Source organism: Pseudomonas sp. 5.2, assembly GCF_059025405.1.
This window is the reverse complement of the sequence record NZ_JBYBHH010000011.1, coordinates 42,203-64,314: the sequence shown is the minus strand read 5'-3', so window position 1 is coordinate 64,314 and position 22,112 is coordinate 42,203. Positions and strand designations below refer to the sequence as shown.

Genomic DNA, 22,112 nt, shown 5'->3' with positions numbered 1-22,112 from the left:
CGCCAGCGCCGATTTATTGACTCAGGCGGGTTTAGCCTGCGCAATCATCTCTTCCAAGCGTTCCTTTTCCGCCTCTTTGATGTCTTCTTCACTGATCATTTCGGCGATTTCCCGCAGGCGCTCCACCACGCGGGCATTGACGCTGCCCTCGGTGAACTCGCCCTTGTCATCCGCCACACCGGCCTCCTCGCCTACCAGCAGGCTCAGCGCCTCGTCAGCCTGGCTGACCGCGTAAACGTGGAACTGCCCGGCTTCGACCGCCTGCAGCACGCGCTCGTCGAGCATCAGGGTGGCCACGTTGGCCCGTGGAATGATCACCCCTTGGTCGCCGGTCAGGCCGCGCGCATCGCAGAGCCGGAAGAAGCCCTCGATCTTCTCGTTGACCCCGCCCACTGCCTGCACTTCACCGAACTGGTTGATCGAGCCGGTGATGGCAAAGCATTGCTTGAGCGGCGTGCGCGACAACGCCGAGATCAGTGTGCAGACCTCACCCAGCGAGGCGCTGTCACCGTCGACGTAGCCGTAGGACTGCTCCAGGGCGATGCTCGCCGAGATGGCCAGCGGGAACTCCTGGGCATAGCGACTGCCCAGGTAGCCGGTCAGAATCATCACCCCTTTGGAGTGGATTGGCTGGCCCAGGTTGACCTCACGCTCGATGTCGACAATGCCGCTGCCACCGGGGTAAACGCTGGCAGAGATACGCGCCGGCATGCCGAACGCCGAATCGCCCACTTCCAGCACCGTCAGGCCGTTGCACTTGCCGATGGCCGCGCCTTCAGTGTCGATCAGGATGATGCCGGCGAGCATGTCGTCCAGCACCCGCTGCGACACACGCCCGGTACGGGTGGCCTTGGCCTTGAGTGCGCGTTCGATGTGGCCGGCATCGGTCATCTCGTCGCTGGCCAGTTGGCGGATGAAGTCGGCCTCGCTGACCAGCTGGAACAGGTCACCGATGCGCGCCGACAGCCGCGACTGGTTCTCTGCCAGCCGGGCACTGTAGGTGGCCAGGCGCGCCACGGCGTCGCTGGTCAGCGGCGCCATGCCTTCTTCGTTGGTGCGGGTCCGCAAGAGCTGGGCGAACTGCTCCAGGTTCTCGTCGACCATGGGCATGTCTTCGTCGAAGTCCACCAGCACCCGGAACATTTCCTGGAAGTCCGGATCATGGTCCTGCAGCGCGTAGTAAAGCTGGCGCGAGCCGATGATCACCAGCTTGACGTTGAGCGGGATCATCTGTGGCGTCAGGCTGACGCTCGCCACGCGGCCCAGTTCACCCAGCGGCGACTCCATCTTCAGCTTGCGCGACTGCAGCGCACGCTTGAGCGCATCCCAGACGAAGGGCTCGCCAAGCATCTTCTCGGCTTCAAGAATCAGGAAGCCGCCGTTGGCCCGGTGCAAGGCGCCTGGGCGCAATTGGCGATAGGAGGTGTACAGCGCGCCTTGGTCGGTGCTGTATTCGATCCGGCCGAACAGGTTGTCGTAGGTCGGGTGCGGCTCGAACACCACTGGCGCGCCGCCATCGTGGTGATGGCCGACCACCAGGCTTGGGGCGTATTGCTCTTCGAGCATCTTGCGCGCCACGGCGTCGGTCTTGCTGTCATCGACCAACTGCTCGACCACGGTGCGCAGCAGGTTCAGTTGCACCGACTGCAGGTAGGCGCACACCGCAGCGTTCTCGGCGTACTTTTCAGACAGCGGCGCCAGCAGCGGCTGCAGGGACAGGGTGATGGTTTCTTCGTTGAGCTGACGCAGCTGGTTGTTCGACTCACGCTTCCACTGCGGCAGGCTGGCCAGTTCTTCGTTGAGGCGCTCCTCGAGCAGGGCGATGTCCTCGTGGAACTGCTCGCGCACCGCTTCAGGCAGCTGTGCGAACTCGGCTTCATCCAGCGCCTTGCCTTCGGCCATCGGGGTGAAGGCAACGTTGCTGGCGTCGCGGTACAGGGCCACGTCTTTTTCCAGCGACGCCCGCTCGATCACATCCAGGGCGCGGTCGTAGCGCTGGTTGAAGGCGCGGTCGATGGCGCCCTTCTTCTGCTGGTACGACGGGTGCTCGAACACTGCCGGGAAGGTCGACAACAGGTTGTCGATCAGCCCCCCCATGTCGGCGATAAATTCACCGGCACTGCCCGAGGGCAGCTCCAGGGCACGCGGCTCGCGGGTTTCCTCGAAGTGGTTGACGTAAACCCAGTCGGCTGGGGTGTGCTGGCGCTTGCCCTCGGCCTTGAGGTAGCGCTTGACGAACGAGAAGCGGCCCGTGCCGGGCTCGCCCATTACATACACGTTGTAACCAGGGCGAGGCATGGCCACGCCGAATTGCAGGGCCTCGACTGCTCGCTCCTGGCCCAGAACGCCTCGAAACGGCTCCAGATCGTCGGTATGGGTAAAAGCAAACTGCTCGGGGGAAAAACGCCGGGTCAGGGCTTCAGGCGCAAGACGCAGGCGCGCAGCGACAGGATCGGGCATTGGGTTTCCTTACTTCGGCGGGGCGGATACGGAGCATTCTGGCGCTGCCCGCGCGCGCCTTGCAAGGCTCACCGGGACTTTATGTCGCAGTCGCGATAACACAGGGCTCCAGGCAAATTTTTCGCAATCAACAACGCAACCTTTAGATCGTGCCTAAACTCCAAGCTGCGCGGGTGGGTGAAAAGCTTTCCCGACCTGGCAACCGAGTTGCCAGAAACCCTGACCCTTGGTTTAAGACAAATAGAGAACAAATGCTATGAAACGGATTCTTCTGGGTACTCTGTTCACCGTGGTCTCCCTCAATGCCATGGCTGAAGCGCCAGGCGGCCCGAACTGCGGCTGGGGCAACATGCTGTTCGAAGGCCAACGCGGTACGCCGGCTCACTTCCTGGCTTCCACCACCAACGGCACCTCCGGTAACGCCACCTTCGGCATGACCTCCGGCACCAATGGCTGCTCCACCAAGGCTTCGCTGACCTATGGCGGCAAGTCGTGGTTTGCCATGAATGGCATGATGAACGAACTGTCCGAAGACATGGCCATGGGCAAAGGCGAGGCGCTGACCACCTATGCCGTGGTACTGGGCGTAGCGCCGGAAGACCGTACTTACTTCGAGTCGGTCACCCACCAGCACTTCAGCCAGATCTTCAGCAGCGCCGACGTCACGGCCGAAACCGTGCACAGCAATACCCTGGCTGTTCTGAAGAACGACCCACGCCTGGCCAAATACGCCACCGAGGCTTAAGCGCAGCATCCCCGCCCCCCTGTCGGGGCGGGTTTCGCCCTTTCTTTCGGCATCGTGAAGAAGTAGTTGCCCGATATGCTCAAACGCCTCGCTTACCTGGCGCTGTGTGCCTGCGCCCCTGTTCATGCTGCGCCTGCGCTGGATGAAGGCCGTCTTCAGCAATTGGCCAATAACCCCTACTGGATCGCCCTGGGCCATTACGAAACCGCCAAGCTGGGTGGTTGGCGCAGCTATGTGGACGATACCCAGTTCTTTCTCGCCGACGATGGCGCTCACCACCCGGACCAAGAGCTGCGGGCCACGGTGCAGGCCCTGTATGCACCCGCCAGCCTGGGCGACAAGCATGCCCAGTGCGTTTTCCCAGCGCGCACCCGCTGGCTCAAGGAGCAACTGGGGCTGACCGACCTGCCACAGCCCGACTGCCAGGAATTCAAGACCTGGTACACCTCGATCGACCCGCACAGCGCCGCGCTGATTTTTCCGGCGGCCTACCTGAACAGCCCTTCGTCGATGTTCGGCCACACCTTGCTGCGCATCGACCAGTCCAACACCCACAGCGACGACACCACGCTGCTGAGCTACGCGATCAACTTCGGCGCCTACATCGAAGGCAGCGACAACAGCATCCTGTATGCCTGGAAAGGCCTGATGGGCGGCTACCCAGGCCTGTTCGCGCTGATGCCCTACCAAGAGAAGCTGTCCGAGTACCGCAGCCTGGAAAACCGCGACCTGTGGGAGTACCAGCTGGACCTCACCCCGCAAGAGACCGGGCGCATGGTCGAGCATGTGTGGGAGCTGAAGCAGATCCAGTTCGACTATTTCTTCTTCGACGAGAACTGCTCGTACCGCCTGCTCGAACTGCTGCAGGTGGCGCGGCCAGGCCTGGATTTGACGTCGCAGTTCCCGCTGACCGCCATCCCAACCGACACGGTCAAGGCGGTGCGCCAGTCTGGCCTGGTGTCCAGCGTCAACTACCGGCCTTCGCGCGAGCGCGAACTGCTGGCCCGCGCCGAGCCGCTGGCCCCTCACGAAAAGCAGCAGGTGCTGGCTGTCAGCGCCGATACCGCACAGCTGCAAAGCCCTGAGTTCACTGCCCTGCCCCGCGAGCGCCAGGCGCTGGTACAGGACGCCGCCTACCGCCTGGAGCGTTACCGCGCCAATGGCCAGCAACGCGACCCAGGCCAGGCCACGCGCAGCTTCGAGCTGCTGCGCGCAATCAACCGCAACCCGCCGCCGGCGCTGCAAATCGAGCGCCCGGGGTTGCCCGAGGATGGCCATGACTCACGCACCTGGCAGCTGGGTGTCGGCACGCGGGAAGACCGCGCCTACGCCGAGTACGGCCTGCGCATGGCGTATCACGACCTCAACGACAACGCCTACGGCTTCCCGCTGGGCGCGCAAATCGAGATTCTGCAGCTGAAAGTCCGCCAGTACGAAGGCAACGACTGGCAGGTGCAGCGCCTGGACCTTGCCACCATCCGCTCGCTGACACCCCGCAATGCGCTGCTCAAACCGTGGTCATGGCAGGTGACCGGTGGCCTGGAACGGGTGCCGGGCAAGCATGACGACGAAGTGCTGGTCAGCCATGTGAATGGTGGCGCTGGCGGCACCTGGCAACTGGCCGACGAACTGCTGGGCTTCGCCCTGGGCACGGTGCGGGTCGAACACCACAATGATTTTGCCGAGTTCATCTCCCCGGCAGCCGGGTTCAACAGCGGCCTGCTCTGGCGCAACGGGCTGGGCAACATGACACTGGAGGCGAAGGGCGACTTCTTCACCAATGGCGAAGTGCGGCGCAGCGTGAGCCTGAATCAGCAATGGGAGATCAGCCGCAACCTGGGCCTGCGGTTAAGTGCCTCGCGCGAATTCAGCCACCTGGCGACTGCGCAGAACGAAGTGATGCTGGAGCTGAAGTGGTATCACTACTGACTCTTTGACACTGTTTTGACAGCTCACCGACAAATCGCCCCCTAGACTCTCCAGCATCAATTGGAGGGTCTAGTGTTCATGTCGCGGTACTGGTTAGGCCTGTGCGTTGCCTTTTTGCTGTCAGGGTGCGAAACCACCCACGAACAGATGCTCGACCACGGTTACCCCCCCGCCTACGCCGATGGCTTCCAGGATGGCTGCAGCAGCGGCCGGCAGGCGGCCGGGGTGATGGCCGGCGACTTCCGCAAGGACGTGCCGCGCTACCTGCACAATCGCCAGTACGAAAGCGGCTGGGACGATGGCTTTCGCCAATGCCACGCCCTGCAGAACAGCGAAGAGCAGCGTCAATACCGTGACCGCTACTGGGACCAACGCGACCGTGACTGGGAGCACGAGAAGAACCGCGATGCCGCACGGGCCTATCGCCACGACTAGGTCGCAAACTGACATCCCTTGAAACCGGCGGCCTGCCATCATGGTCTCCTGCACAAGGAGGCCACCATGAGCCGAGCGTTCGTCAACGAAGACCAAGCTGCCGCCCAGGCCGACCAACCGGTTGAGCGACGGGTGAGCGAGCAGCCCAACTACGTCACGGCCAGTGGCCTGGCGCAATTGCAGCAGCGGGTAGCCGAACTCAATACATTGCGCAGCCAGTTGCAAGCCCAGGGCGAGCGTGCCGACAAGCAGCGCCTGGCCGATGCCGAGCGCGACCTGCGCTACTTCAGCGCACGGGTGCAGAGTGCCCAGGTGGTACCAGCCGCTACCTCGCGGGACAAGGTGCAGATCGGTAGCCGGGTAAGCTTTGTGGATGAGCAGGGCCAAGCGCATGAGGTGCAGCTGGTGGGGGAAGATCAGGCCGATGCGGGCCACGGGTTGATCAACTGGGGCTCGCCGCTGGGGCGGGCGTTGCTAGGCGCGGGGCCTGGGGATGAAGTGGTGTGGCGGCGGCCGGTGGGGGATCAGATGATCGAGGTGGTCGACATAGGCGGTGAGGCTTGAGGGCCAATCGCCGGCAAGCCGGCTCCCACCCGAACCGTGTAGCCTCCAAGGCTAGCGCCGCACCTGTGGGAGCTAGCTTGCCAGCGATGAGGCCAAACAAGCACCACAAGACAGTTGCTCCCACAGGTACAGCGCTGCCTTGAGGCTTGTACTTGACCTGTGGGAGCTGGCTTGCCAGCGATTGGGCCGCAAAGCGGCCCCTTACTGACTGATCAGACCACGCCCTGCGCCAGCATGGCATCAGCCACTTTCACAAAGCCGGCGATGTTCGCGCCCTTGACGTAGTTGATCGTGCCATCCGCCTCCTCACCATAGTGAACACAGGCATGGTGGATCGACTGCATGATGTTGTGCAGCTTGCTGTCCACTTCACCGGCCGTCCACAGCAGGCGCATGGCGTTCTGCGACATTTCCAGGCCCGACACGGCCACACCACCGGCGTTGGATGCCTTGCCCGGCGCGTACAGGATGCCTGCCTCCAGGAAGATATCCACCGCCTCAAGGGTGGTCGGCATGTTGGCGCCTTCGGCGACGCAGAAGCAGCCATTGCGCAGCAGGGTGCGGGCGTCTTCGGTGTCCAGCTCGTTTTGCGTGGCGCACGGCAGGGCGATGTCGCACGGCAGGCTCCACGGGGTCTGGCCCTTGCGGAACTCAAGGCCGAACTCGCCCGCCAATGTGCTGAGGCGGCCACGCTTGACGTTTTTCAGCTCCATTACGGCGTCCCACTGGGCGTCGCTGAGGCCGGCTTCGGCGTACAGGGTGCCTTCGGAATCGGACAGCGAGATGACCTTGCCGCCCAGGTCCATGACCTTGCGCGCAGCATACTGGGCCACGTTGCCGGACCCAGAAATGGCCACGCGACGGCCATCGATGCGCAGGTCACGGCGCTTGAGCATTTCTTCAGCGAAGTAGACGCAGCCGTAGCCGGTGGCTTCCGGGCGAATCAGGCTGCCGCCATAGGTCATGCCCTTACCGGTCAGCACCGAGGTGAACTGGTTGGCCAGGCGCTTGTACTGGCCGAACATGAAGCCGATTTCGCGCGCGCCCACACCGATGTCACCGGCCGGTACGTCGAGGTCGGCGCCGATGTGGCGGTACAGCTCGCTCATGAACGCCTGGCAGAAGCGCATCACTTCTGCATCGCTCTTGCCCTTGGGGTCGAAGTCCGAGCCGCCTTTACCGCCACCCATGGGCAGCGAGGTCAGGGAGTTCTTGAACACTTGCTCAAAGGCCAGGAACTTGAGCACGCTCAGGTTCACCGACGGGTGGAAGCGCAGGCCGCCCTTGTACGGGCCGATGGCGCTGCTCATTTGGATGCGGTAGCCGCGGTTGACCTGGACCTTGCCCTGGTCATCGACCCACGAAACACGGAACAGCACCGCGCGCTCGGGTTCGACCATGCGCTCCAGGATACCGGCCTGCAGGTAATGAGGGTTGGCTTCGAGGAACGGCCACAGGGTACGCAAGACTTCTTCCACCGCCTGGTGGAATTCAGGCTGGGCAGGATCGCGTTGCTTGAGGCGCGCGAGGAAATTGTCGACAGATTCGATCATGGTAGACATCTCACCAAGAGGGATTGGACTTATTGGTTTTTTTTCGAATGTACCAAGAAGCAATCGCACGAGAACAGGGCGTAATGTCGTTTTTTTGAAATTATTTGGTGCGTTTTATATAAATGTATACAAACCATTAGAAATATTGTTAGCAGGATCGGCCTCTTCGCGGGCAAGCCCGCTCCCACAGAGGCGTGTGCAAGACTGAGATTGCGGGTGATTGTGTGGGAGCGGGCTTGCCCCGCTAGGGGGCCAACGCCGATGCCTGCCAGGCACAAAAATGGGGCCCCTGAGGGCCCCATTCTAGTGCAGCTAAAACCGGCTTACTGGGCCAGCTTCTTGTGCCGTACACGGTGCGGCTGGGCAGCAGCATCGCCCAGGCGCTTCTTGCGGTCGGCTTCGTACTCGGTGTAGTTGCCTTCGAAGAACATCACGTTCGAGTCGTCTTCGTACGCCAGGATGTGGGTCGCCACGCGGTCCAGGAACCAACGGTCGTGGGAAATCACAATGGCGGCGCCCGGGAAGTCCAGCAGGGCTTCTTCCAGGGAACGCAGGGTTTCGACGTCGAGGTCGTTGGACGGTTCGTCGAGCAGCAGGACGTTACCGCCCTCCTTCAGGGTCAGGGCCAGGTGCAGACGGCCACGCTCACCACCGGACAGGTCCTTGACGAACTTCTGCTGGTCGCCGCCCTTGAAGTTGAAGCGGCCCACGTAGGTGCGCGACGGGATCTCGTAGTTGCCGATGCGGATCTGGTCGGAACCGTCGGAGATCTGCTGGAACACAGTCTTGGAACCGTCCAGGTCTTCGCGGCTCTGGTCGACGCAGGCCAGTTGCACGGTTTCGCCGATTTCGATGCTGCCCGAGTCCGGCTGCTCCTTGCCCATCAGCATGCGGAACAGGGTCGACTTACCGGCGCCGTTACCGCCGATCACGCCGACAATGGCGCCCTTCGGCATGGCGAACGACAGGTTGTCGATCAGCACGCGATCGCCATAGCCTTTGGAAACGTTCTTGAACTCGATGACCTTGTCACCCAGGCGCGGGCCGGCCGGGATGTAGATCTCGTTGGTCTCGCTGCGCTTCTGGAACTCTTGCGACTGCATTTCTTCAAAGCGCTGCAGACGTGCCTTGGATTTGGACTGGCGGGCCTTGGCGCCTTTGCGCACCCACTCCAGTTCCTCTTTCATGGCCTTTTCGTGGGCGCTCTGCTGCTTGGATTCCTGCGCCAGACGGTCCGACTTGGCTTCCAGCCAGCCCGAGTAGTTGCCTTCGTACGGGATGCCGGCGCCGCGGTCCAGTTCGAGGATCCAGCCGGCGACGTTGTCGAGGAAGTAACGGTCGTGGGTAATCGCTACCACGGTGCCCGGGAAGTCGTGCAGGAAGCGCTCCAGCCAGGCCACCGAGTCGGCGTCCAGGTGGTTGGTTGGTTCGTCGAGCAGCAGCATGTCGGGGGCCGACAGCAGCAGGCGGCACAGGGCCACACGGCGCTTTTCACCACCGGACAGGTGTTCGATTTTCGCGTCCCAAGCCGGCAGGCGCAGGGCGTCGGCGGCGACGTCCAGCTGGCGCTCGAGGTTGTGGCCGTCGGCAGCCTGCAGGATCGACTCGAGCTTGGCCTGTTCGGCGGCCAGCTTGTCGAAGTCGGCGTCGGGTTCGGCGTAGGCGGCGTAGACCTCGTCCAGGCGAGCCTGGGCGTCCTTGATCACGCTGACCGCTTCCTCGACCACTTCACGCACGGTCTTGGCGGGGTCGAGTTGTGGTTCCTGCGGCAGGTAGCCGACGTTGATGTCGGGCATCGGACGGGCTTCGCCGTCGAATTCCTTGTCGACGCCCGCCATGATGCGCAGCAGGGTCGATTTACCCGCGCCGTTCAGGCCGAGTACGCCGATCTTGGCGCCTGGGAAGAACGACAGGGAGATGTTCTTGAGAATTTCGCGCTTCGGCGGCACGACCTTGCTCAGCCGATGCATGGTGTAGACGTATTGAGCCAAAACCAAGCCCTCTAAATAGGTAAAGACATCGACCAACGCCCCGGCAGTGGGCCAGGGGGATGTGTTTACGGGGTGTCATTGAACAAAGTCGACCATTCTACGCCAACGCGCGGCGTTGCATAGGAGGGTCGGATGGTGGGGTTACGGGAAGAAATGCTTATGTCTGTGCTGGCCTCTTCGCGGGGCAAGCCCGCTCCCACAGGAACAGCACAAACCCCAAAGCTTGCGCATTACCCGCCCCCCAGGAACAGCACAAACCCCAAAGCTTGCACAGTACCTGTGGGAGCGGGCTTGCCCGCGAAGAGGCCAGAACTGACCTTGAAAAGCTCAGACGTGACGCTGCTTGACCTTGCCCCGCGGCAACCGGCAACGGTCGCCCTGCTCGGCCAGGCGCGCGGCCCAGGCAGACTTGACGCTGAACCCGCCACTGCGAGCAGGCTGCTCAACGGCCTTGGCCGGCTGCGCCGCAGGCACGCTAACGACCTTCGCCGCAGGCTTGGCCGCGACCGCGGTCACTGCCGGTGCTGCCACGGCTGCCGGTGCTGCTGCCGCCTTGGCGGTCTTGCGCAGTTCGGCCAGCGACGGGGCCTTGCTTTTCGAGGCGGCGGCCGCCTCCGGTTTGACCAGCGAACGCTGGCACGACTTGCAAGATACGTCCGCGGTCACGGCAGTGCTGACAAGGGTCTGACTGCTGCGCCCACAGGCGGAATCGAGGCCATTGGAGGAAAAGTGAGTAACCAAAACCGAACATCTCCGAAGCGTTGTCATTGAAGCGGGCGGCATTCTCGCACAGGTTGCAGGGGCTTGCCGAACCACAGGGCGCCACCACGACCGTCGGCAGGGCGACCATCACCGGACAAGGGGACTGGCACTTTGCCATAATCCTAGGCATGCTAGCCCGTTTAGGGTGTCCGGCCTTATAGTGCGCCACCGCGGTCTGGCAACCAGACACCGGCACCAACCGTGCATGATCAATCCCTGCCATCGCCAGCCCAATCGCAGGACCAACGCTTGACCAATCTCTCTCAACCGTCGTCGCTGCGTCCCGCACCAATGGCCCCCGTCGCTTCCCTGCGCGGGTCGATCAAGGGTGCGCTGGCCCTATTGGCCCTGATTCTGCTGGGCCTGTTGCTGTGGCAGCTGTTCGCCCAGTTCCGCCACACCCAAGCCGACCTGCGCAAGCAAAGCCTGGAGGCCACCGCGGAGCTGGCCGACCACCTCAGCCTGAACATGGCGTTGAAGGCCCAGCAGGCCGTGAATGTGGTGCAGCCCTACGTCAATGCGCCGACGCCGGCAGCCCTGCCCAGCCTGCTCGACACCCTGCGCACGCGCCTGCCCGCCCTGCGTGACCTCGCCTGGCTAGACACCAGCGGGCAGGTCCGCGCCGACAGCCTGGCCGGCAGCCCTGACCGCCAATTGATTGGCGAGCTGCTGACGCTGAACCAGGGTCGCCCGTATTTCTTTGCCAACTCGGCGGACAACCGCACCATTTACCTGTTGCTGCGCCAGTCCACCGAGCAGGATCGCGGCTACTGGTTGCTGCGCCTGTCCGAGGCGTATTACCGCACCCTCACCGTGCACCTGGACAGCCCAGGCCACCCCTTGTGGCTGCTGGAAAACAGCCGCAACGGCGCGGTGCTGGACCGCCACGCCATCGCGCAGACCAGCCCGGCACCGCTGCAGAGCGTGATGCTGGCGTTCATCGACAACAGTACCTGGCAACTGCGCGGGCTGTTCGACGCCCAGCGGGCGCAGCAGAAGCTGCTGCCGGCACTGATCGGCAAGTGCCTGCTGGTGCTGTTCTGCGCCCTGCTGCCAGTGCTGGCGTTGATCAACATGCGCCGCCGCCAGCGCGCGCTGCAGGAAGACCGCAGGCGCTATCAAGAAATTTTCGAAGGAACTGGCGTCGCCTTGTGCGTGCTCGACCTTTCCAGCCTGCCCGGCCAGCTCGACCGCTACCACCTGCGCAACCATGCTGCGCTCAAGCACAGCCTGGCCCTGGACCCTAACCTGCGCCGCTCGCTGTTGCAGGAGTTGAAGATCACCGAGATCAACCAGGTGGCGCGCCAGTTGCTCAACGTCGAATGCCACGAAGGTGCCTGGCAGCGGCTGATCGACGGCAGCGGCGATGGCCGCGACAGCATCGGCATGCAACTGATCGATGCACTGATCGAACAGCGCTCGCTGCTGGAACTGGAAGTGCGCCTGCCCGCACCGCTGGGCGGCGAACTGCACCTGTGGCTGATGGCCCGCCTGCCGCTGCAACGCCGCGACTACCAGGCGGTGATCCTCAGCATCAGCGACATCACCAGCCGCAAACAAGTGGAGCTGTCCCTGCTCGAACGCGAGAGTTTCTGGTCGGACGTGGTGCGTACCGTGCCCGACCAGCTCTACGTGCAGGACGTGCCGAGCCAGCGCATGATCTTCAGCAACCGCCACCTCGGCCAAACCCTGGGCTATGACCGCACCGAGCTGGCACAGATGGGCGACCGCTTCTGGGAGCTGCTGCTGCACCCCGAAGACGCCACGCACTTCCAGGCCCTGCGCCAGCATCAACGAGCCACCGGCCACAGCCAGCCACTGCACTGCCAACTGCGCTTCCGTCACCACGACGGTGGCTGGCGCTGCTACGACATTCGCGAACAGGTGCTGACCCGCGACCACGACGGCCAGGTGATGCGCATCATCGGCGTGGGCAAGGACGTTACCGTACAGATCGAGGCCAGCCAGTCGCTGCGCGATAGCGAACAGCGCTACCGCATGCTGGCCGAAAGCATCAGCGACGTGATTTTCTCCACCGACAGCCAACTGCAGCTCAACTACGTCAGCCCCTCGGTCAAAGCGGTACTGGGTTATCAAGCTGAGTGGATCTTCGACAACGGCTGGCAATCGATCATCGCCAACCCGGCCCAGCTGACCGGCATCTACAGCCTGATGGAGCGCGTCAGCAATGCCATGGGCGACGGCGAGCAACTGGCCCAGTTGCGTTGCCAGTTGCCCACCCAACTGTTCCTGTTCGACTGCCTGCGCGCCGATGGCCGCAAGATCCCGATTGAGCTGCGCCTGGTATTGGTATGGGACGACCAGGAACGCTTCGAAGGCGTGCTTGGGGTTGGCCGCGACATCAGCCAGCAACGTCGCGCCGAAAAAGACCTGCGCATGGCCGCCACGGTATTTGAGCACTCGACCTCGGCCATCCTCATCACCGACCCAGCCGGCTACATCGTCCAGGCCAACGAAGCGTTCAGCCGGGTCAGCGGCTACGCCGTCAGCGACGTGCTCGACCAGCTGCCTGGCATGCTCACCGTCGAGCAACAGCAGGAAGGCCACCTGCGCTACGTGGTCAAGCAGTTGCACCAGCGTGGCAGCTGGGAAGGCGAAGTGTGGCTCAAGCGCCGCGACGGCGACCACTACCCGGCCTGGGTCGGCATCACGGCAGTGCTGGACGACGAAGGCGACCTGGCAAGCTACGTGTGCTTCTTCACCGACATCAGCGAGCGCAAGGCCAGCGAACAGCGCATCCACCGCCTGGCCTACTACGACGCCCTCACCCACCTGCCCAACCGCACGCTGTTCCAGGACCGCCTGCACACGGCCCTGCAACAGGCCGAACGGCAAAAGGCGTGGGTGGTGTTGATGTTCCTCGACCTGGACCGTTTCAAGCCGATCAACGACTCCCTCGGCCATGCCGCAGGCGATCGCATGCTCAAAGACATGGCCCTGCGCCTGCTGGCCTGCGTGGATGACGACGACACCGTGGCACGCATGGGCGGCGACGAGTTCACCTTGCTGCTGCAACCGCGTGCGACCCGCGAGATGGCGCTGAACCGCGCCATCCATGTGGCCGAGAACATCCTCGCCAGCCTGGTACGGCCCTTCGTGCTGGAGAACCGCGAGTTTTTCGTTACGGCCAGTATCGGCATCGCCCTCAGCCCGCAAGATGGCAGCGAACTGAGCCAGCTGATGAAAAACGCCGACACTGCGATGTACCACGCCAAGGAGCGCGGCAAGAACAACTTCCAGTTCTACCAGGCCGAGATGAACGCCAGTGCCCTGGAGCGCCTGGAGCTTGAAAGCGACCTGCGCCATGCCATGGAGCAGAACGAGTTCATCCTCTACTACCAGCCGCAGTTCAGTGGCGATGGCAAACGCCTCACCGGCGCCGAAGCCTTGCTGCGCTGGCGCCACCCCACCCGCGGCCTGGTGCCGCCGGGCGACTTCATCCCGGTGATCGAAGAGCTGGGCCTGGTGGTGGATGTCGGCGACTGGGTACTGCGTGAGGCCAGCCGCCAACTCAAGGCCTGGCACAAAGCCAAAGTGCGGGTGCCGAAGGTGTCGGTAAACATCTCGGCGCGGCAGTTCTCCGACGGCCAGCTGGGCACGCGCATCGCCACCATCCTGGAAGACATCGGGCTGCCGCCGGCGTGCCTGGAGCTGGAGCTGACCGAAAGCATCCTGATGCGCGAGGTGAATGAGGCCTTGCAGATTCTCGCCAGCCTGAAGAATCTTGGCCTGAGCATTGCAGTGGACGACTTTGGCACCGGGTACTCGTCGCTCAACTACCTCAAGCAGTTCCCCATCGACGTGCTGAAGATCGACCGCACCTTCGTCGACGGCTTGCCCGAGGGCGAGCAGGACGCGCAGATTGCCCGGGCGATCATTGCCATGGCCCACAGCCTGAACCTGGCGGTGATTGCCGAGGGCGTGGAAACCCATGAGCAGCTGGAGTTCTTGCGTGAGCATGGTTGCGACGAGGTGCAGGGCTACCTGTTCGGGCGGCCGATGCCGGCGCATCAGTTCGAGGCGCAGTTCGCCAACGAGACGCTGTTCATGTTCCAGTAGGATTCCACTGCCGTCTTTTTTGTAGGAGCAGCCTTGTGCTGCGAAGAGGCCGGCGACCGCGCCCTGAATCTTTGCTGCTGTCACCGGCCTCTTCGCAGCACAAGGCTGCTCCTACAGGCACAGCGCCAACGCTGTAATTGGCGCCGCAAAAAACGGACCTTGAAGTCAACTCCAGCCCAGACAGGGCGCGGGATGCAACATGAAGGCCTTTGGTCCGCGACTTGACGTCACTTCATATGCCAGGCCCGAAGCAATCGGTTAGAATGCCCCCCCAATTCAGCCCGATCCTTGAGGACCGCCATGTTCAGCCGTGATTTGACCATTGCCAAGTACGACGCCGAGCTCTTCGAAGCCATGCAGCAAGAAGCTCTGCGCCAGGAAGAGCATATCGAGCTGATCGCTTCGGAAAACTACACCAGCCCGGCTGTCATGGAAGCCCAGGGTTCGGTTCTGACCAACAAGTACGCTGAAGGCTACCCAGGCAAGCGTTACTACGGTGGTTGCGAATACGTCGACGTGGTCGAGCAACTGGCCATCGACCGCGCCAAAGAGCTGTTCGGCGCCGACTACGCCAACGTCCAGCCGCACGCTGGCTCCCAGGCCAACGCCGCCGTTTACCTGGCCCTGCTGTCGGCCGGTGACACCATCCTGGGCATGAGCCTGGCCCACGGCGGTCACCTGACCCACGGCGCCAGCGTCAGCTCTTCGGGCAAGCTGTACAACGCCATCCAGTACGGCATCGACGGCAACGGCCTGATCGACTACGACGAAGTCGAGCGCCTGGCTGTAGAGCACAAGCCGAAGATGATCGTTGCCGGCTTCTCGGCCTACTCGCAGGTGCTGGACTTCCCACGCTTCCGCGCCATTGCCGACAAGGTCGGTGCCTACCTGTTCGTCGACATGGCCCACGTTGCTGGCCTGGTTGCCGCTGGCGTGTACCCGAACCCTGTGCCGTTCGCCGACGTGGTCACCACCACCACCCACAAGACCCTGCGCGGTCCACGTGGCGGCCTGATCCTGGCCCGTGCCAACGCCGACATCGAGAAGAAGCTGAACTCCGCTGTCTTCCCGGGCGCCCAGGGCGGCCCGCTGGAGCACGTCATCGCGGCCAAGGCGATCTGCTTCAAAGAAGCCCTGCAGCCTGAGTTCAAGGCTTACCAGCAGCAAGTGGTGAAGAACGCCCAGGCCATGGCCAGCGTGTTCATCGAGCGTGGTTTCGACGTCGTTTCCGGCGGCACCCAAAACCACCTGTTCCTGCTGTCGCTGATCAAGCAGGAAATCTCCGGTAAGGACGCTGACGCCGCACTGGGCAAAGCCTTCATCACCGTCAACAAGAACTCGGTACCGAACGACCCACGTTCCCCGTTCGTCACCTCGGGCCTGCGTTTCGGCACCCCAGCCGTGACCACCCGTGGCTTCAAAGAAGCAGAGTGCAAGGAACTGGCCGGCTGGATCTGCGACATCCTGGCTGACCTGAACAACGAAGCGGTGATCGATGCCGTGCGTGAGAAGGTCAAGGCCATCTGCAAGAAGCTGCCGGTTTACGGCAACTGATTAGCGCCAGCCTGATGTGAAAAAGCCCGGCCCTGCGCCGGGCTTTTTTGTGCTTGCCCGCTTTGCGGAACCTGTTCCAAATGGGCCCCCTGCGCAAGACACCCTAGCCTGCAGCCTCCCCCACGCCAAACCGGAGGCACCCCATGGCAGATAACAAAACACGTTCCTTTACAGCCACCCTGCAGATCGCCGAATCACCGGTGAACAGCCTGGACTGCCTGTGCACAGGGCCCGTGAGCCTGGTCACACCCAACGAAGTGCCGGGGTACGCCATTGAAGGCGCCCACGCACTCGGCATGCTCAGTGGCACGGACGATGATTGGCAGCACGGTCAGGAGTTTGGGTTGATCCCGTTCGACAAAGGCGACGATCAGTGCGCGATGCTGCTGTATTTTCGCTACAGCGATGCGGGTTATCGACTGTATGTGCGCAGCGGGCCTCATTTCGGTAAAGGCATATTCACCACCGCCGAAGGCCTGGTGGCCGCTCAGGCCATCAAGGCGAAAGACCCTAGCCTGTGGACCTTGATCGATGCGCAAACCGGCGCCCCGTTCGACCTGGCACAGCTTGAAGATGACCGGCGAGAAATCCAGATGATCGCCAGCAACGGCCACCCCATGGAGATCCACAACCTCTACCCAGTGGGCGGCTTTCTGGCGTGCTACGCCGCTGCCCAGCAATGCACCCTAAGCCTGTTGATCACGCAACGCGGGGTGGATTGGCTGAACACCTGATGTCGCCTGCATGGGCCTTCACGTATTACCCTGTGCCGCTTCAAAACCCGAGCGCGCACAGGACCCTGCCTTGACCAGAGAGCAACTCGAAACCCATCAAATCCCGGTCTACTTCGCAGCCGTGCTCGCAGCCCTTGCCTTCGGCCTGCTGGCCACCGACACCGCACACCACCTGCAAGCCCTGATCACCCCCGCCATTGCCGTGCTGATGTACGCGATGTTCCTGCAGATCCCCTTCCTCGACCTGCGCCAAGGCCTGGGCAACCGCCGCTTCATCAGTGCACTGCTACTGGCCAACTTCGTCCTTATCCCACTGCTGGTCTGGGCCATCACCCGCGGCTTGGTCGCGCACCCGGCCATCCTGATCGGCGCCCTGCTGGTGTTGCTAACCCCCTGCATCGACTACGTGGTGGTGTTCACCCACATTGGCAAAGGCGATTCACGCCAGACCCTCGCCGCCACGCCTCTGCTGCTGTTGGTGCAATTGGTACTGCTGCCGGTGTACCTGGCGTTGATGCTGGGTGACGATAACGCTGTGGCAATTTCCATCGCGCCCTTCGTGGAAGCGTTTGCCCTGTTGATTGTGTTGCCGATGATTCTCGCCGTGCTGACCAGCGCCAGCGCCCGCCGCTCCCGCGTGGCATCGAAGTGGAACGACGCCTGGGCGTGGATGCCGGTGCCGGCGATGGCGTGCGTGCTGGTGGTGGTGATCGGCTCGCAGATTGCCGCCGTGCTGCGCGATTTCGAGCGCTTGCTGCCCGTGATCCCGGTGTACCTCGGCTTCATGCTGCTGGCGCCGGTGATCGGTTTTGCCACCGCGCGGCTGATGCGTTTGCCAGTGGCCGAGGTGAGGTCGGTGACGTTCAGCGCTTCGACGCGCAACTCGCTGGTGGTGTTGCCGTTGGCGTTGGCGTTGCCGGACGACCTGCGCGGGTTGGCGGCGGCGGCGGTGATTACCCAAACGCTGATGGAGTTGGGAAGCGAGTTGGTTTATGTGCGCGTCGTGCCCGCATGGGTGCGAGACAGATGAGGCTATGAGAGTTCAGCAAGCGCTGAACCTTTTGCTTGCACCTGGCCGAACGTATGCTGATAGAATGCGATGAATTCTCATTAACATCTATCGTATCCCGTGCAGTCCACCTCATCGGCAAATCATCACCCGCATCAGGCCATCGATCAGCTCTACAGCCACCACCACGGCTGGCTGCAGAACTGGCTGCGCAAACGCTTGGGCAGTGCCGCCGATGCTGCGGACCTGGCCCAGGATACCTTCGTGCGGCTGCTCAGCAGCGCAACCGGCGAGGCGCTGAATTACACAGCCCCGCGCGCCTATCTGGCCACAATCGCCAATCGCCTGGCCCTCAACTTCTATCGCCGCCGCTCGCTGGAGCACGCCTACCTGGCCGCGCTGGCGGAAACGCCAGAAGCGCTGGCACCGTCGCTGGAACATCAGGCGCTGGTGCTCGAAGCCCTCGATGAGATCGACCAGGTACTCGCCCTCCTGCCCGCTCAAAGCCGACAGGCGTTTCTGATGGCGCAGCTGGAAGGCTATACCCAAGAAGAGATCGCCAGCCGGCTCAAGCTCAGCGTCCGTACCGTGCAACGCCACCTGGCGCGGGCGTTTGAAGAATGCATCGTGCTCGCCAGTACGCACGATGAGTAATACCCCTATCGACCGGCGCATTGCCCGCGAAGCCGCCAGCTGGTTCGTGCGTTTGCAGAACAGCAGCGCCGGCGCCGCCGAACATGCAGCCGGCGCCGAATGGCGGGCGCGGCACGCTGACCATGAACGCGCCTGGCAACTGGCCGAGCGCTTCAGCAGCCGTGCCCAGCAACTTAGCGGGGACCCCACCCGCGCGGCGCTGGAGCGCCCGCGCAGCCTGGAACGCAGGCAGGCACTCAAGACCCTTGCATTGCTGATTGCCACCGCCCCGCTTGGCCTCGCAGCCTACCGCGGGCTGCCGTGGCGCGAGTGGCAGGCGGACGTGCGCACGGCCACCGGGGAGCAGCGCAGCGTGCCCTTGCCAGATGGCGGGCAACTACGCCTGAACACCGGCAGCGCGGTCGATATCGCCTACGACGACAGCGTTCGCCGCGTGCGCCTGATCGCCGGTGAGATGCTGGTCGAAGTACCCCGTGAGCCTGCCAGGCGCCCGTTTATCGTCGATACCGCCGAAGCGCACATCAGCCCGCTCGGCAGCCGCTTGCTGGTGCGTCAGTACCCAGGCAGCACATTCCTCGCCGCGCTGGAGGGCGCTGTCGAAGTGCGCCCGCGCCTGGCACGGGGTGACGACGGCCTGGTGCGCCTGGCGGCCGGCCAGCAAACCCAGGTCAGCCTCCAGGCTGTGCAGCCCCCCATGCCGCTGGCCGAGCAGCGCCTCGACTGGCTCAACCATGTGCTGCGGGTCGAAAAGACGCGCCTGGATGAGTTCATCAGCGAGCTGGGGCGCTATCGGCCTGGCTTGCTGCGTTGCGACCCCGCCGCGGCCCGGCTGTTGATCTCCGGCACCTTCCAGCTGCGCGACACCGATCAGATTCTGCGCGCCTTGAGCCAGACGCTGCCGGTGGACATCCACTTCCGCACGCCCTACTGGGTCACCGTCACGGCGCGCGCGAATACGTAACAAGAATCATTGTCGTGTTTTGCTCAGGTTGCGTGTCCCTACCGTAAGCACATCACTTTTACAGGGCGGGACGAACACATGGCGACGACGCAGGGCATGCAACCATTGGCGCGGGCAGTACACGCTGCTGCATTGGGCCTGATCATCACAGGTGGCGGCCTGACTGCAGCCGTGTCGCAAGCCGCCGAGCACAGCGCGCAGCAGGGCCGGACCTTTCAGGTGCCCGCCGGCAACCTGAGCAGCGCCCTTTCCGATTTCGCCAGCCAAGCCGGTATCACCCTGCCCATCGAACCAGGCCTGGTCGAAGGTTTGCGCAGCCCAGGCCTGAACGCCACCACCAATGTGGAAGGCGGCTTGCAGCAACTGCTGCAAGGCACCGGCCTGCAAGCGTCACCGCAGGGCAATGGCCTCTACCTGCTGACACCACAGGCCACGGGCACTGGCCTGGAACTGGGCGCTACCAGCATTACCGGCCAAGGCTTGGCAGCGACTACCGAAAACAGCGGGTCGTACACCACCGGCACGATGCAGACGGCCACCAAGCTGCCCTTGAGCCTGCGCGAAACCCCGCAGGCCGTCAGCGTGGTCACGCGCAAGCGGATGGACGACAAGGCCATGACCACCATCAGCGATGTGGTCAAAAGTGCGCCGGGGATCTTCCTCAGCAACTCCGGCGGCGCCGGCCGCCCCTCTTTCAGTGCCCGCGGTTTTGACGTCGACAACATCATGTACGACGGCTTCCCCACCAGCTTCCTGACTTACCTGCCCAGCGGCGAAGCCAACCTGGCCATGTACGACCGGGTCGAGATCGTGCGTGGGGCCACCGGGCTGGCCCAGGGCGCTGGCAACCCCGGGGGTGCCATCAACCTGGTGCGCAAGCGCCCGACCCATGAATTCCAGGGCACCCTCACCGGCAGTGCCGGCAGTTGGGACGATTACACCGGCACGCTGGACATCGGCGGCCCATTGAATGAAACCGGCACCCTGCGCGCCCGCACCGTGGTCTCCAAGCAAGACGCCAAAAGCTTCCGCGACTCGGTGGAGAGTGACCATGACCTGTTCTACGGCGTGGTCGACGCCGACCTGAGCGAAAGCACCACCCTCACCCTCGGCGCCTACCGGCAGAAAAACCACACCAACTACATTTGGGGCGGTTTGCCCATGGCCCGTGGCGGCGGCCACCTCGGGCTACCACGCGACACCTTCCTCGGCCATGACTGGGAATATTCCGACAACCGCACCACCGGCTATTTCGCCACCCTCGAGCAAGGCTTCGCCAACGACTGGACACTGCGCCTGGCGGCCATGCAGACCAAGACCGACACCGACGTGCTGGCCTCTTCGATATGGGAATACGACCGCCACTACCTGTGGACCGAAGCCATGGAGCAAAAGGAAAAAGGCTACGACCTGGCCGTCAGCGGCCCCTTCCAGTTGCTCGGTCAAACCCATGACCTGACCGTTGGCGTCAGCAAGCGCCAGCTGGATTATCGGTCTGGCAAGGCCTGGAGCGATTTCATCGACGACGGCAGCAACCTCTTCGAATGGAACCCCCGCGGCCATGCCAAGCCGGATTACGTCACGGGCCCCAACGGCCTCCCCGAGACCACCACCCAGGACAGCGTCTATGCCAGCAGCCGCCTGCGTTTGACCGACCCGCTGTCGCTGATTCTGGGTGGCCGTCTCGACTGGTACGAATTCGACGACAGCGAAAGCAGCGAAAACAACTACAAGATCACGCGCAACCTGACCCGCTATGCCGGCCTGGTCTACGACCTGGACACCAACCACTCGGTCTACGTCAGCTACACCGATATCTTCAAGCCGCAGACCAGCAAAGGCCTGGACAGCAAAGTGCTCGACCCTGTGGTGGGCGAAAACTACGAAGTGGGCATCAAGGGCGAGTACTTTGGTGGCGCGCTGAACGCCAGCCTGGCGGTTTTCCAGATCGACCAGAAAAACCGCGCCCAAGAGCTGCCCGACGTCAAAGGGTGCGGTTCAGGCGCCGCCAGTGCCTGCTACGAGGCCGCTGGCCTGGTGCGCAGCAAAGGTATCGACCTCGAAATCCAGGGTGCCCTGACCGACAACTGGCAACTGGCTGCCGGCTACACCTACACCCAGACCAAATATGTCAGCGACGCCAACAAAGCCCGCGAAGGCGAAGACTTCGACCGCGCCAAACCGCGCCAGCTGTTCAAGCTGTCGACGATCTACACCCTGCCCGGCGAACTGCAGCGCTGGCGCGTGGGTGGTGATATCTACCAACAGAGCCGCATCCGCACTTCGGGGGGCGCCGGTTCTACAGCATGGGAAAACCAGCAAGGCTCTTACACCGTGGTGGGGTTGGTGGCAGGCTACAAAGCCAGCGAACAGCTGGACCTGCAGGTCAACGTCAACAACCTGTTCGACCGCACCTATTACAGCAGCGTGGCCAATGGTGGGTGGAGCCCGTATGACATTTATGGCGACCCACGGAACGTGAAACTGACTGCGCGGTATAGCTTCTAGGAAACGGTGCGCTTCCCTAACAAATAACGCCATTCACTCATCGAGCAACGCAATCTACTGATGTATCAGGGCCCGTGTGGGAGCGGGCTTGCCCCGCGAACACCGGCAAAGCCGGTGCCATACACCGCGAGGCCCTTTCCCCTATCGCCGACCGCAGCGTCGGCGATAGAACA

Annotated in this window: 15 protein-coding genes; 11 read left to right on the top strand and 4 right to left on the bottom strand. The window is 63.2% G+C overall.

Features of this window, described 5'->3' with window-relative positions; translation table 11 throughout:
* Positions 1–21: 21 nt before the first annotated feature.
* Complete coding sequence (locus AC5PZ0_RS17580) at positions 22–2,460, bottom strand: Lon protease family protein (protein WP_027594525.1); 2,439 nt, start codon at positions 2,458–2,460, stop codon at positions 22–24.
* A 256-nt stretch (positions 2,461–2,716) separates the two neighbouring features.
* On the opposite strand from AC5PZ0_RS17580, the gene AC5PZ0_RS17575 reads away from it, so the two are divergent.
* From AC5PZ0_RS17575 to AC5PZ0_RS17560, 4 genes are all read left to right on the top strand, one after another.
* On the top strand, positions 2,717–3,205 hold the full coding sequence (locus AC5PZ0_RS17575; protein ID WP_027594526.1) for a DUF3015 domain-containing protein: 489 nt from the start codon (positions 2,717–2,719) through the stop codon (positions 3,203–3,205).
* A gap of 75 nt (positions 3,206–3,280) precedes the next feature.
* Positions 3,281–5,134, top strand: coding sequence for an Lnb N-terminal periplasmic domain-containing protein (locus tag AC5PZ0_RS17570; RefSeq protein ID WP_493855404.1), 1,854 nt, complete (start codon positions 3,281–3,283; stop codon positions 5,132–5,134).
* 78 nt (positions 5,135–5,212) lie between these two features.
* Positions 5,213–5,569 carry a hypothetical protein gene (locus tag AC5PZ0_RS17565; RefSeq protein WP_027594528.1) on the top strand — a complete coding sequence of 119 codons (357 nt, stop codon included), beginning with the start codon at positions 5,213–5,215 and terminating at the stop codon, positions 5,567–5,569.
* Between the two features lie 66 nt (positions 5,570–5,635).
* Positions 5,636–6,133, top strand: a complete 498-nt coding sequence (locus AC5PZ0_RS17560; protein WP_186683159.1) for a GreA/GreB family elongation factor — start codon at positions 5,636–5,638, stop codon at positions 6,131–6,133.
* Between the two features lie 212 nt (positions 6,134–6,345).
* Here AC5PZ0_RS17560 and gdhA read toward each other — a convergent pair whose 3' ends face one another.
* From gdhA to AC5PZ0_RS17545, 3 genes are all read right to left on the bottom strand, one after another.
* The gene (gdhA, locus tag AC5PZ0_RS17555) at positions 6,346–7,686 is read right to left on the bottom strand and encodes an NADP-specific glutamate dehydrogenase (RefSeq protein ID WP_099428289.1); all 1,341 of its coding nucleotides are present in this window, start codon (positions 7,684–7,686) and stop codon (positions 6,346–6,348) included.
* A 323-nt stretch (positions 7,687–8,009) separates the two neighbouring features.
* Positions 8,010–9,677 (bottom strand): energy-dependent translational throttle protein EttA, encoded by a 1,668-nt coding sequence (ettA, locus tag AC5PZ0_RS17550; RefSeq protein ID WP_027594531.1) that lies wholly within the window; start codon positions 9,675–9,677, stop codon positions 8,010–8,012.
* Positions 9,678–10,004: 327 nt separating this feature from the next.
* A complete protein-coding gene (locus AC5PZ0_RS17545; protein ID WP_274888084.1) occupies positions 10,005–10,418 on the bottom strand; it encodes a hypothetical protein in 414 nt (137 codons plus the stop codon).
* Between the two features lie 270 nt (positions 10,419–10,688).
* Between AC5PZ0_RS17545 and AC5PZ0_RS17540 the strand changes: the two genes are divergently transcribed.
* From AC5PZ0_RS17540 to AC5PZ0_RS17510, 7 genes are all read left to right on the top strand, one after another.
* Positions 10,689–14,519, top strand: a complete 3,831-nt coding sequence (locus tag AC5PZ0_RS17540; protein ID WP_493855403.1) for a sensor domain-containing protein — start codon at positions 10,689–10,691, stop codon at positions 14,517–14,519.
* A 300-nt stretch (positions 14,520–14,819) separates the two neighbouring features.
* Positions 14,820–16,073, top strand: a complete 1,254-nt coding sequence (gene glyA, locus AC5PZ0_RS17535; RefSeq protein ID WP_027594534.1) for a serine hydroxymethyltransferase — start codon at positions 14,820–14,822, stop codon at positions 16,071–16,073.
* Between the two features lie 143 nt (positions 16,074–16,216).
* Positions 16,217–16,807 (top strand): hypothetical protein, encoded by a 591-nt coding sequence (locus tag AC5PZ0_RS17530; protein WP_493855402.1) that lies wholly within the window; start codon positions 16,217–16,219, stop codon positions 16,805–16,807.
* A 70-nt stretch (positions 16,808–16,877) separates the two neighbouring features.
* Positions 16,878–17,837 (top strand): arsenic resistance protein, encoded by a 960-nt coding sequence (locus AC5PZ0_RS17525; RefSeq protein WP_493855401.1) that lies wholly within the window; start codon positions 16,878–16,880, stop codon positions 17,835–17,837.
* Between the two features lie 99 nt (positions 17,838–17,936).
* Positions 17,937–18,470: a sigma-70 family RNA polymerase sigma factor gene (locus AC5PZ0_RS17520; protein WP_099428284.1), complete on the top strand. Its 534-nt coding sequence runs from the start codon at positions 17,937–17,939 to the stop codon at positions 18,468–18,470.
* Complete coding sequence (locus AC5PZ0_RS17515; protein ID WP_493855400.1) at positions 18,463–19,431, top strand: FecR domain-containing protein; 969 nt, start codon at positions 18,463–18,465, stop codon at positions 19,429–19,431. Before AC5PZ0_RS17520 ends, AC5PZ0_RS17515 begins: the two co-directional genes overlap by 8 nt.
* Positions 19,432–19,509: 78 nt before the next feature.
* Positions 19,510–21,939, top strand: coding sequence for a TonB-dependent siderophore receptor (locus AC5PZ0_RS17510; protein WP_493855399.1), 2,430 nt, complete (start codon positions 19,510–19,512; stop codon positions 21,937–21,939).
* Positions 21,940–22,112: the final 173 nt, after the last annotated feature.